Origin of the sequence: Bradyrhizobium sp. 154, assembly GCF_023073875.1 — a bacterium.
Classification (GTDB): Bacteria; Pseudomonadota; Alphaproteobacteria; order Rhizobiales; family Xanthobacteraceae; genus Bradyrhizobium.
In genome coordinates, this window is the sequence record NZ_JADPKG010000044.1 from 27,457 (window position 1) to 39,652 (window position 12,196).

8 protein-coding genes are annotated in these 12,196 nt (G+C 58.6%); 6 read left to right on the forward strand and 2 right to left on the reverse strand.

Annotation, left to right across the window (positions count from 1 at the left end; all coding sequences use genetic code 11):
- Window positions 1-7: 7 nt before the first annotated feature.
- Entirely contained in the window at window positions 8-1,057 is a 1,050-nt protein-coding gene (locus IVA92_RS10050) for a glycosyltransferase (protein ID WP_247279511.1), read from the reverse strand.
- A 108-nt stretch (window positions 1,058-1,165) separates the two neighbouring features.
- On the opposite strand from IVA92_RS10050, the gene IVA92_RS10055 reads away from it, so the two are divergent.
- Window positions 1,166-2,362, forward strand: a complete 1,197-nt coding sequence (locus tag IVA92_RS10055; protein WP_247279512.1) for a glycosyltransferase — start codon at window positions 1,166-1,168, stop codon at window positions 2,360-2,362.
- On the opposite strand, the gene IVA92_RS10060 is transcribed toward IVA92_RS10055, so the two are convergent.
- A complete protein-coding gene (locus tag IVA92_RS10060; RefSeq protein WP_247279513.1) occupies window positions 2,351-3,349 on the reverse strand; it encodes a glycosyltransferase family 2 protein in 999 nt (332 codons plus the stop codon). The genes IVA92_RS10055 and IVA92_RS10060 overlap by 12 nt on opposite strands.
- A gap of 927 nt (window positions 3,350-4,276) precedes the next feature.
- Between IVA92_RS10060 and galE the strand changes: the two genes are divergently transcribed.
- Genes galE through IVA92_RS10085 form a run of 5 tightly spaced genes read left to right on the forward strand, consistent with a single transcriptional unit; the run spans window position 4,277 to window position 12,195 of the window.
- Window positions 4,277-5,275 carry a UDP-glucose 4-epimerase GalE gene (galE, locus tag IVA92_RS10065; RefSeq protein WP_247279514.1) on the forward strand — a complete coding sequence of 333 codons (999 nt, stop codon included), beginning with the start codon at window positions 4,277-4,279 and terminating at the stop codon, window positions 5,273-5,275.
- A gap of 38 nt (window positions 5,276-5,313) precedes the next feature.
- Complete coding sequence (locus IVA92_RS10070; RefSeq protein WP_247279515.1) at window positions 5,314-6,432, forward strand: glycosyltransferase; 1,119 nt, start codon at window positions 5,314-5,316, stop codon at window positions 6,430-6,432.
- The gene (locus IVA92_RS10075) at window positions 6,429-9,359 is read left to right on the forward strand and encodes a trifunctional glycosyltransferase/class I SAM-dependent methyltransferase/polysaccharide deacetylase (RefSeq protein ID WP_247279516.1); all 2,931 of its coding nucleotides are present in this window, start codon (window positions 6,429-6,431) and stop codon (window positions 9,357-9,359) included. Before IVA92_RS10070 ends, IVA92_RS10075 begins: the two co-directional genes overlap by 4 nt.
- Window positions 9,356-10,351, forward strand: coding sequence for a glycosyltransferase family 2 protein (locus IVA92_RS10080; RefSeq protein ID WP_247279517.1), 996 nt, complete (start codon window positions 9,356-9,358; stop codon window positions 10,349-10,351). The genes IVA92_RS10075 and IVA92_RS10080 overlap by 4 nt, the downstream gene beginning before the upstream one ends.
- Window positions 10,352-10,410: 59 nt before the next feature.
- Window positions 10,411-12,195 carry an ABC transporter ATP-binding protein gene (locus tag IVA92_RS10085; protein WP_247279518.1) on the forward strand — a complete coding sequence of 595 codons (1,785 nt, stop codon included), beginning with the start codon at window positions 10,411-10,413 and terminating at the stop codon, window positions 12,193-12,195.
- Window position 12,196 lies beyond the last annotated feature (1 nt).

The window sequence follows — 12,196 nt, forward strand, 5'->3', positions numbered from 1 at the left end:
TGCCCACTCAGGCGGGCTTGCGCCGGATGACACTTCCGAACCTGACGAGCGGCCGCAGGAGTTCTGCCCTGTTGAAGCGGAGCATGATCAGCCGGTACGCAAGCCAGGAAGGGCTCAAGAACAGCCCTGTGAACCAGACGATATGAGAGGCGGCTGCGCGCCAATCTGTTGTCGTGGTCAGCGCAAGCCATATCCCACGGCGCAGAAGTGAACTCGACGTGTCCGCGTCCTGCCCAACATAGCGCAGTCCCAATTTACGCGACGCGAGGCGATAGTTGACAAAGACGATCTCGTTATCGATCGGCCTTGCCGCTTGCACGTGCATGGACTTCTTGTCGCAATGTGCTTTCAGGATATCGAACTCTGCGACGCGGAATCCGATCTGTCTAGGAAAATCCGGAAAGCGCTGCGCCCGCCCCTTCGCGTCATTTCGGCTGATATTTCTGCCATGGAGCCGATATTGCCCCAGGATTTCCTGCACCGTGACCACGTCTCCGTAAAGAGGCGCTATCGTATTGAGGGCGCCGTCATATCCCACGGGCGGATTGAGCGGGACGACCTGTCGAAGAAACGCTCGGGAGTACGCATTTCCTGACATGACTGGCCAGATGTACGTTCCCGATCGTGTAAATTCTGCGTGCACATCGTCTGGCGCGTAGGATTTAGGAAACGCACAAAACGAGCGCCCAAGTCGCCTGCCGGCCCCGTCGATGATGTCCAGATTGAACTGAACTTTCGAAACACCTTCACGCCAGTGAGCAGCGACGTTTTCGACCGCCGTCGGCATCAGGATGTCATCCGCATCAAGGAACAGCAATACATCGCCTGTCGCTGCGCGATACCCAACTTCGAATGCTGCGATGTTGCCCTGATTTGCCTGAAATATGGCTCGAATCCTGTCACCATAGCCGGCGATGATCTGGCGGGAACCGTCGATCGATCCGTCGTCGACGACGACGATCTCGTCCGCCGGACGGGTCTGATTCAACGCGCTGTCGATTGCCAATCCGACATACCGTTCGTAATTGTAGACTGTTATGACGATGCTGATCTTCAACGCGTGTCGCTCACAATTTTGCAAGTGGCAGAAGAAGCTATCAATCCATGCCTTGATGAGCCAGAAGTAATTTCACGGTCCGCAAATCATCGTTGGTGAGGCAATCGCATGAAAATCGCTCTGATCGATCCGTCACTGTTTACTTGGCCATATGATCTTAAATTAGCCAAAGGATTGACCGATATTGGGCATGCGGCCAGCATTGTCGGGCGCCAGATTGGGCAGAAGCCTTCCGTTGATGAGGACCTCTTTCTTGACCGGCATTTTTATCCGGGATTGCAGTCGCGCTTTTTCAAGAAACTTCCACGCAATGTGCAGCTGGGGCTGAAGGGCCTCAGTCACGCTGAATCAATGACACGGCTGATCAGGCGCTTCAGGAGGATGCCGCCTGATGTGATCCATTTCCAATGGGCACCGCTGGCGATCGTCGACAGCCAGTTCATTCCCATGTTCAGAAGGGTCGCGCCAACGGTTCTGACGGTTCATGATTCGAATCCGTTCAATAACAATCCGAGCTCGCGGATCCAGCGGATTGGCGCGTTCAGCATTCTGCACTGCTTCGACCATCTTATCGTTCATACGACCGTTGCACGCGATCGCCTGCTGCGCGTTGGTATCCCGGACGAGAAGATATCCGTTATCGCGCACGGATTGCTGACGGATCATATCACCCGACCGGCCGACGAGCCCTCGGCCGGAGATGGGCGCGTTCAAATACTCCTGTTCGGCAAGATAAAGCCCTACAAGGGAGTCGACGTCATGCTTCGCGCGCTTGCGCTGCTTCCCCGAGAGGTCAGGGCGAATTGCGTGGTGAAGGTCGTGGGCTGGCCGGAAATGGCGATGGAGCCGCTGTTTGCGATGGTGAAGGATTTGCAGCTCGAAGATAATGTCGAATTCGACCTGCGTTTCGTTCCGGAAGATGAAGTGACCTCTCTGGTCGCGCGCGCCGACATCCTGGCTTTTCCGTATCGGGATATCGACGCATCCGGCGTGCTGATGCTGGCGATCGCGGGGGGACGTCCGATTGTCGCGTCGAACCTTGGAACGTTTTCAGAATGGCTGAGCGATCGGGCAGAGGGGACGCTCGTTCCTCCAGGTGATCCCGCCGCATTGTCCCGGACGCTCGAGCGCTTGATCAGCGACCCTGATTATCGAAACCGCAAGAGTCAAGGAATGTTGGAGCTGCGAGACTCCGTGCCGACGTGGACCTCGATTGCACGCCTGACCGAGGCCGCCTACGCGAAGGCGGGCCGGCGTGTGGGCACGCCGGCCAGTGCCCAGGTTCTGCAGCGTTCAGGAAACTGAAGGGGTCATCTGCCAGGTGGTCTGGCGGATCCACAGGATACCCCAGAAAAAGCCAAGTGCCCACGCGAAGTGCATCACGACGGCGGCCGGCAGTGCAAGCAGCCCGCAAATTGAGCGATGTTTTACTGCAATCATCATTGCGGTCAGCGCCAGTATCGCCAGATAGACCGCCGGAAATGTCAACAGCAGCGGTGCAGCCGGCGCCAGCACGATGGCGCCCAGCATCAATGCAACATGAGTGGGCACCAGGAATTGACGCAGTCGCAACGATCCTGGATGCCGTCTCACCGTTCTCGATCGACCACGACCGTAGTTGAAGTACTGCTTCGCCAGGCTCAGAAAACTCGATCGCGGTCGATATGAAAGGCGGATGTCCGAATCCAGAAATATCCGGCCGCCGAGTGCACGCAGCCTGCAGTCAAACTCTGCGTCTTCATTATGAGCGAAGGTCTCGTCGTAACCACCAGCCCTGCGGAACGCGTCGATGGTCATCGCCGCATGATGCCCGTGATCGACAAAGCCGCTTTGCTTTCCGCCGCGATGTGCCGATCCGCCCGAACCGACCTTGGTGTCCGAGACCCATGCGACGGCCTTTTGCAGGCAGCCGTCACCACGCGAGTCCATGGGGACCACGACCGAGTCGGCTTGGCGCTCGTCCAAGGTCTTGAGGAGGCGCGAAACATAGTCGGCCGGATATTCGCAATGGGCGTCACACCGCACCAGGACCTGCGCCGCAGCACCATAGACCTGTACGGCTAAATTGACCCCGGCACTCTGCAGCCGCTGGGGATTGCGCAACAGATGGAGGCCGCCAATCTCGTTGGCGAGCTGGCGGACAATGTCAGGCGTCCCATCGGTGCTGCCGCCATCTGCAACCACTATTGTGCGATCTTCGTGGAGATTGTCCTGGGCCAGGTTACGGACAACGGTCTCGATATGGGAAGCCTCGTTCAAAACAGGTATGACGATCAGGACGTTTCTGGACACGGTTTAGCTGCCACTTGCCATTGTTTGCTTAATCCATTGGCAGGCGCGAGAATGTTCCTTGATGCACGCCAAAGGAGGCGTGGACGGTCCGCTAAAAGAATGGCCAACTCGTGACTGCTTCTTTGATGCATCGTCAGAAAGTGGGCTTACCGATGGTGCCTTAAAATGGGCGATCTATTCTGCGTGAATCGTGAATAGTGCGTGCCCGATCGCTCGAAGATCGGAAGCGAACCTGACCGGAGTGATATGTGAGAGTTGTTGTTGCTGCCCTCGCTTTGTTGCTGGCGTTGTGTCATCCTGCATCGGCCGATCCGATGACGTTGGATTTTTCATGGCGCGGGGCGCGCGGCTGTATCACGCTGTTCCCAAATCCGGAGATGCGTCTGCGTAACATTCCCGCTGGTGCCACTTCGATGACGCTCACACTTGCGCAAGGTACTCGCGAAATGGGAGGCCAGGACGTTCCGGTTCCCGGAAATGGCCTTGTGCCGTCGGGGACGATACGGACATTTGGTCCTTGCAAGCCGGGTCTGTATGAATGGACCGCCCTCGTGAAGTCATCGACGGGACAGGTTCTATCGGAAGCGCATCAGGCGCGATTCTATCCCGCGGACGAGACCGCAGCGAAGCAATAATTTCGCAACGTCAATCCTCGTGTTGCACCGTTTCGGGTCTTTGCAACTGCGCGTGGCAGCTCCACGCGTCTGCGCGCAGCCGATTGATCGTACGAATGAAGCCACAATCCATCTAGATAAGAATTGACTGGAATTTGGAATATTGGAGATCAAGAACGAGATCGTGCTTCGGGACAAGGAGTTGAGTGTTGTTGGCGCGAAGGTTGATGAAGACGCGTAACGATGTCGCCGGTCCGACAAATCTCGGTAGTCCCCCACCTCCGATCGATGTGGGGCGCGCGGACGCGGCGAGATGAAAAAGACCGTTCTGGTCACCGGCGGTGCGGGCTACGTCGGCTCGCATTGCTGCAAGGCGTTTGCGATGGCGGGCTGGAACGTCGTGACGCTCGACAATCTTTCCCGGGGCTGGCGCGATGCGGTGCGCTGGGGACCCTTGGTCGAGTGCGATATTCGCAATTCAGCCGGCGTGCGCGCAGTGCTGGAAACCTACAAGCCGGACCTCGTCGCGCACTTTGCGGCGCTGGCTTATGTCGGCGAATCCGTGGCCGATCCCGCCATCTATTACGACAATAACACGAGAGGAACGCTTGCCCTCCTGGAGGCAATGCGAGCGGCCGGCTGTTTGCGCGTGCTCTTTTCCAGCACGTGTGCCAGTTACGGAGTACCCAAGCACACCCCCATAGACGAAACACATCCGCAGGCGCCGATTAATCCCTATGGTTGGTCCAAGATGATCATCGAGCGTATGCTGGAGGACTTTGGTCGTGCGTACGAGATGTCGTCGGTTTCGCTGCGCTATTTCAACGCGGCGGGCTGTGATCCTGACGGCGAGATCGGTGAGCGCCACGAACCGGAGACGCATGCCATTCCGCTGGCGATCGAAGCGGTGCGCCGACCCGATCGGCCTTTCACCATTCTGGGAACGGACTTTCCGACGCCGGATGGAAGTGCGATCAGGGACTATATCCACGTCAATGACCTAGCGCAGGCGCACCTTCTCGCAGGTGACATGCTGGTGGCTCGAGGCGGTACTCATGTCTTCAATCTCGGTACGGGGGTCGGCACGAGTGTGCTCGAACTAGTAGAGGCCGTGAAGCGTGTCTCCGGAAAAGACCCGGTCGTCAGTCGCGGCCCACGCCGCGCGGGGGACCCGCCCATGCTCGTTGCCTCCTTTGCCAAAGCCAAGCGGGAGCTCGGTTGGAGCCCGCGGCAATCCGAGATCGATTTCATTATCGAGACTGCACTGAGGTGGAGCGATAGCAATCCGTCGGCATATTTCGCACGAAGATGATCGATACCCCATTCGCAGGAATTGGATTGGGAAGGGGCGTGACGCATCTCTCCGTGACGTCGGCGTCCGATGTTGCGGAAACGACGTTGAGCGATGGCATGACGGTGTTCTGGCGCGCCAACCAGCCGATCGGCCATGTGCTGATGCATGAAGGCCAAATTGCGGACGCCAGGATCGATCACATCGACGACGGCTTTCTGTCAGCCGTCGACTCCAAGGTGCGAACTCCGACAGAAATGAGACTCTCGGCGAGCGTGGTGATCTGCACGCGCGACCGTCCGGACGAGCTGAGCAAATGCTTGTCGTCGCTGCCGAGGCAGACCCATCCTCCAAGAGAAATCATTGTGGTGGACAATGCATCGCGGGATCGGCGGACGCGGGATGTCGCGTTGGCCGCGGCAGCAACTTATATTCGCGAGGATCGACCCGGTCTGGATATTGCTCGCAATACCGGCGCGCTCCAGGCGACCGGAGATATTGTCGCCTATACGGACGACGATGTGCTGCTTCACCCGGGTTGGCTGGAGCAACTGACATGTGCGTTTGACTCTCCCCAGATCGGTGCGGTGACGGGACTGGTGCTTCCGGCCGAGCTCGCGACCGAGGCGCAACGGCACTTCGAGACGTATTGGGGATTTAACAAAGGCTATCGCGAACAGGATTACGACAGCGCGGCCTTCCGATCGCATCGCGGTCGGGTCCTTCCCGCGTGGGACATCGGCGCCGGAGCAAGCATGGCATTCCGGCGCGAGGTGTTTCAGGCCGTCGGATTTTTCGATGAGCGACTGGACGTCGGTCAGGCCGGCTGCTCGGGGGACTCGGAATACTGGTATCGATTGCTCGCGGGCGGCTACACCTGTCGTTATACTCCGGCGTCGGTCGCATTCCATTTTCACCGCAGGACGATGGACGGCCTGGCCAGCCAGATCTATCACTACATGCGTGGTCATGCGGCAGCGCTTCTGGTGCAGTATGAGCGAACGGGTATCTCGGCGAACCGGCGTCTGGCCTACTATTACAAGCCGCGTTGGTACCTCTCTCGGCTGCTCCGGAAAGTAATGGAAGGAGACAGCATTCGCGACCGCTTCCTGAAGGAGGAGGTGACCGGATATCTCGCCGGATTGCTGTTCTATCATCGCCGAAGGCTTCGCAGATGACGGCCCATCCGCGTACGTCTGTCGTGATCGCCGCACGTGATGCTGCAGAGACCATTGCTGAAACGCTTGACAGCCTGCTCGCGCAGAGCGCCCCTGACTGGGAGGCGCTTGTCGTGGATGACGGTTCGATCGATGCCACGGCCGCGATCGTTGCTGAATATGCGGCGCGGGATTCCCGCTTTCGTGTTCTGCAGTCTGGCGGAGGAGGCGCTTCAGGTGCCCGCAACAAGGGAATTGCAAGCGCGCGCGGCGAACGAATACTGTTCCTTGACAGTGACGATTGGATTGATCGGTCCTTCCTTGCCCGGATGAATGCTGCGCTGGATCTGGATCCTTCGGCGGTGGCCGCCTATTGCAACTGTTGCCGGGTTATGCCTGACGGCAGTGAAACTCCCGTGCGCTGCGATCCGGCTATCCATGACAACGCGTTCGAGCGTTTCGCTCGGACGTGTGCCACGTTCATCCATGGCGTGCTTGTCCTAAAGAGCGCTGTTGCAAAGGTCGGTGGCTTTGAGACCAGCCTCCGCACGTGCGAAGATTGGGACCTGTGGCAACGGATCGCACGCTGCGGCGGCAGGTGGATCCATGTCGACGAGAAATTGAGCTATTACCGGACAAGCGACCGTTCACTGACGCAAGATGTGAAACGGATGCTGGCCGACGCGCGGGTGGTCATTGCCCGCGGATTTTCGAGTGATGACCGCGTCAGCGGGCCGGCACCCGAACATAGGGCGGGAGCGTCAACTGCATATGGCAGCGCCGAGGCAGCGTATGCGTATTTCATGCTCTGGTGTGCCGGATTTGATTGCGGCCGCAGGAATGCCAGCGATCCAACGCTGGAAACGCTGAGCGACATTCCAAAGACCGAGACAACGGCGGACTTCATTGCCGCTGTTCTGCTCGATGCCGTGATGGTCGGGGCAAGAACGGTACCCGCCAAGCTGGCGGAACGGTGGCCGCAATACGGGGAGGGCGTAACCAACCTCATTTCAGCGATCGGTCGCGCATGGAACGATCCGGCGGCAGGGCGAAAGTGCCAATACCGTTTTGAGCGCAAAGTGCTCGACTATGACGATCTTTCGGCGCCCAGGGTCCTCACGTTGACGTTCGGCACGCGCGTTGACCTTCGCCGTATCGGCACCATCAAGCCGATCGGGACTATTGATCGATTGTACGTCTATCTCTGTGACGGGCCTCGCATCCTGACGCTGCTCGATATTGGTGCCCTCGGCACTGTCGACAGCCGCTTCTGGATCGCGCTGGCCGCCGATGGCCTCGTTCACTTGCAGGTCAAAGACCAGATCGGAAGGCTGGTTCGGGCAAAAATCGCACTTCACAAGCGGACCGCACGACTTCAAACTTTCATGCGAGACGGCCGAGATACTCACCGGGGGCGGCTACGCGAGTTGGCCTCGCGGGCTTCATGTGAGGCGCGGTCGCGAGCCATCTCAGGCATCTCCGCTTCCAGCAGTCCTATGCGATGTGCCAGGCGATCTCGAGACACCGCACGCAAGCAATTTTGGGAGGAGTTCTTCGAGCAAGAGGATCCCTGGAACTACGGTTCGTCGTATGAACAGGAAAAGTACACTCGGCAGCTCGAGCTTCTGCCAGACCAGCCAATAGATCGCGCGCTCGAGCTCGCGTGCGCGGAAGGACACTTCACGCGCCAATTGGCCCGCAGGGTCAGACGCCTGTGTGCCGCCGATATTTCAACCAAGGCGCTCGGTCGCGCTCGTGTCCGATGCAATGGGCGTCAGAACATCGAATTCTCTCAATTGGATTTATCCGCCGATCCGCTCCCACAGGACGTCGATCTGATCGTCTGCTCCGAGGTCCTTTACTACCTTAATGACGAGGCCGAACTAGAATCGGTCGCGAGGCGACTGGTGCAGGCGCTGCGTCCTGGCGGTTACCTTGTGGCGGCCCATACCTTTGTCCTGAAGGACAACATGTCGCGAACGGGGCTCGACTGGGAGAGCCCGTATGGGGCGGAGACCATCACGCGGATTATCCAGGGCGTACCCGGACTCGCCCTGGAGACATCGATCGAGACGGAACTGTACCGTATCGATCGGTTCAGGCGGTTACTCCCGGGCGAAGCCGCCGCTGACATACAGGTGAAATACGCGGCTATCGAGGCGCCGATTGAGGTCGAGGTTGCGCGGTCCATCGTGTGGGGTGGGGCTGTGGCGCGCAGGTTTGACGTCACCCAATCCGAAAGACGCACGCACGCCCCGGTCCTGATGTACCACCGAGTTGCGGTTGAAGGACCAGGTGAACTGGCCCGCTACCGCCTGTCTCCCGATGCGTTCCGGCAACAGATGCTGTGGCTTCGCCGCAATGGCTATCACACGATCAATTCGGATCAGCTCGCCTGGTTCGTGGCAAGCAATCATCCGTTCGTCGGCAGGCCGGTGCTGATCACCTTCGACGATGGGTACGACGATTTTGCCGAGCATGCATGGCCGATCTTGCAAGCAAACGACTTCTCGGCAGAAGTCTTCGTTGCGACCGATTTCGTGGGAAAGCGGGCGGAGTGGGATGCTCCGTTTGGAGAGTCCGCTTCGCTGCTTGGGCCGACGAGGATCGCTGCGCTTGCCGCCAAGGGCATATCCTTTGGCAGCCATTTGGCGAGTCACCCGCGCAGCGAGCAACTTGCGACCCGGACTCTCGCCGAGGAATTGACGCGATCTCGCGCCCAGTTGGAACAGTGGCTTGGGCGATCGATAACGTCGCTTGCCGCGCCTTTTGGCTCTACCGATCAGCGGCTTGAAATTCTCGCCGCCGAATGTGGTTACAAAACTCTGTTCAACACGGTCGGACGGGCCGTAACACTGAAGGACAATCTGTTGGATCTGCCGCGAATTGAGGTCAGAGGCGATTTTACGCTGGACACATTCGCTCGTTGCCTGGAGCAGTACCAATGAATACGGGGGCGCTCCTGGTCAGCGTGGTTATTCCCGCCTTCAACGCCAGTGCAACGATCGACGAGACGCTTCGCAGCGTCAGATCCCAGTCGCACCGGGAGCTGGAAATCATTGTCGTGGACGACGGCTCCACAGACAACACGGTCGCAGTTGTCCAGCTGCATACGGCTCAGGATTCGCGAATAACAATCATAGAACAGCGTAATGCGGGGGTCGCTGCCGCCCGGAATGCGGGCTGGCAGGCGGCGGGCGCGGACTTCGTCGCGTTCATTGATGCCGATGATCTCTGGACGCCCCGCAAGATTGAGCAACAGCTTCAAGCCTTGCTTGATGCAGGAGAGCGGACCGGTCTTGTCTACAGCTGGTATGACTGGATCGATGCCGATAGTCGCGTAAGTGCCAGGTCCGATCCCGTCTTTCATGCGGGCGAGGTGCTGGACTATCTCTGTCAGGGAAATTTCATCGGCAACGGCAGCTCGGCGCTGGTCCGCCGGGAAGCCCTCATAGCTGCGAAAGGTTTCGAGAGCGGACTCAGGGCATCGGGGGCGGAAGGCTGCGAAGATCTGCTGTTCTATTGCCGTGTCGCGGAGGCGTACCACTTCGCGGTCGTGCCCAAGTATCAGATTGGCTATCGGTACCTCCCGAACAACATGTCAAGCAACAAGACCCGAATGTTCCGGTCGTGGATGCTGGTCGCGGATGAGATCATGACGCGACACCCTGAGCGCACGGCGCTCCTAGACCTGGGCCTCAGAAACTATGCGCGTTGGCTGCTTCGGAGAGCTCTGACGGGCGGTCAGTTGTGGTACTTCGCTTCAATCTTTGGACTCCTTTTCAAACGGAATCCCTTGCTCGCGCTCAGGGTCGCCGCGCACGATGTGCCGCGTGATACCGTCTCGGAAATCCGGTGGAAATGGCGCCATGAGCGTCGCAGGGCGGTTCGACCTTCGGCGTCGTTGTTTGCCATCGGCGATCCAACTCAATCGCTATGACAGAGCACGCGAACAACATACGAAGACCGAGAGCTGCTCGCCACGCTGCATTGGTCGAATTGTTCAAGCTGCTCAAGCTTGCTCCACTGCCCGGTTGGGTGACGCCCGCGCTGATTGTGCTTGGCCTCGCGACATCGTTGGCGGAGACGGTCGGGATTACTCTCGTGCTCCTGTTCTTCTATTTCGCCATGGGTCAGGTGGAACTTGCAACGTCGACCAGTGGCCTCCTAGGCGAAGCGCTCCGATATGCGGCGAACTGGTTTCACAGCTCGACCGAAACTGCTGTCGTGCTGCTCCTTCTCATCATTGCTCGCGGTGCTCTTTCCTTTATCAACACACTAATCAGTGCGCGTGTTGGAGAGAAGATCAATGAAGTCGCGCGCAACCGTGTCCATCTGCAATATCTGTCAACTTCGTATTCGTTCTTCCAACGCCATGACGAAGCATATCTCATGGAGGTGTTGGGAACCGAGACTTGGGTGATCTCCGGAGCATACGCCAGTCTTACCCGCATTATCGTGAGTTCGTGTTCGGTTTTTCTCTTCGCGTCCTTTCTGTTGGCGCTCTCGATCAAAGTCACGGTCCTCGCCCTCGTCGCCTTGATGATTGTATCGGCCGGATTGCGCCATCTTTCGTTGCCCATGCAGCAGTTGGGTGCCGGCGTAAAGCTGGTTCATCAAAAGCTGGGTGAGCATATGCTGATGACACTCCAGGGTATGCGCACGATCCGCGCGTATGGCCAGGAGGAGATTCACCAGAAACGCTTCGAGCAGGCTTCGACGCAGGCCCGACAAGTCGCGCTGCGCCTTGCGCGCCTATCCGCCCTGGTCTCGCCTCTGACGGAGGTGGGGTATCTTGTCGTGCTGTTTCTCGTCGTCGCGTTCGCTGATTTATTGGGAATCGGCTTCGCGACGAGCCTGACCGCGGTCGCGTTGCTCTATCGATTGCAGCCGCATATGCGAGATCTGGAAGGGAACTTGCTGTATATGGCGCAGCTCGAGCCGCAGCTTCGGTCCATCAGACATATGCTCTCGATAGATGACAAGGAGTACCCGAACGCCGGGCACGTTGCCGTGGCTAAACTGGAGAACGGCATCTCATTTCGCAACGTGACATTCCGCTATGATGCCGGTACGGAGCCCGCTCTTTTGGATGCTTCGTTTGACATTCCTGCGGGGAAGACCACTGCGCTCATTGGAGCCAGTGGGGCGGGCAAGACCACGATCGTAAATTTGTTGTTGCGACTCTATTCGGCCAACAAGGGTGTCATACGGGTTGATGGGCGATCCATCGAAGACGTTCGTCGAACCGATTGGCTCGGCATGCTCGCGATTGCGGGCCAGGATGTCGACCTGGTCGAAGGCACGGTGATCGAGAACGTTCGGATGGCCAAGAATGACGCCTCCGAGGAAGAGGTTCGGCAGGCGCTGCGGGTCGCGGGCATTTCAGAGGTCGTCGAGGCCTTACCGGACAAATACGACACCTGGATAGGACAGCATGGCCTGCGCTTCTCGGGCGGTCAGCGGCAGCGTCTTGGTCTTGCACGAGCGATTGTGCGCAATCCGAAGTTCCTCATCCTCGACGAAGCGATGAGCGCGCTCGATCTGACACTCGAGGACAGCATTCGACGCGCGATCCAGCTACAATTCAAGAACCGAACCTTGTTGCTGATAACACATCGCCTGGATTCAGTGCGTGATGCGGACCACGTGGTGTGCATTGAAAACGGCCGCGTTCGCGCTGAGGGCCCTCCCGCGAAGGTCCTGGCGAGTCGAGGAGCGTGCGTAACAGGAACTTCGCAAGATGATGTGCTCACTTACCGGATGCGGAATACGGTTCCCTAAT

What these genes read in the sequence shown, in the direction of transcription:
- IVA92_RS10055 (WP_247279512.1), top strand. Translation starts at nt 1,166, where the DNA reads ATGAAAATCGCTCTGATCGATCCGTCACTGTTTACTTGGCCATATGAT.
- galE (WP_247279514.1), top strand. Translation starts at nt 4,277, where the DNA reads ATGAAAAAGACCGTTCTGGTCACCGGCGGTGCGGGCTACGTCGGCTCG.
- IVA92_RS10075 (WP_247279516.1), top strand. Translation starts at nt 6,429, where the DNA reads ATGACGGCCCATCCGCGTACGTCTGTCGTGATCGCCGCACGTGATGCT.
- IVA92_RS10080 (WP_247279517.1), top strand. Translation starts at nt 9,356, where the DNA reads ATGAATACGGGGGCGCTCCTGGTCAGCGTGGTTATTCCCGCCTTCAAC.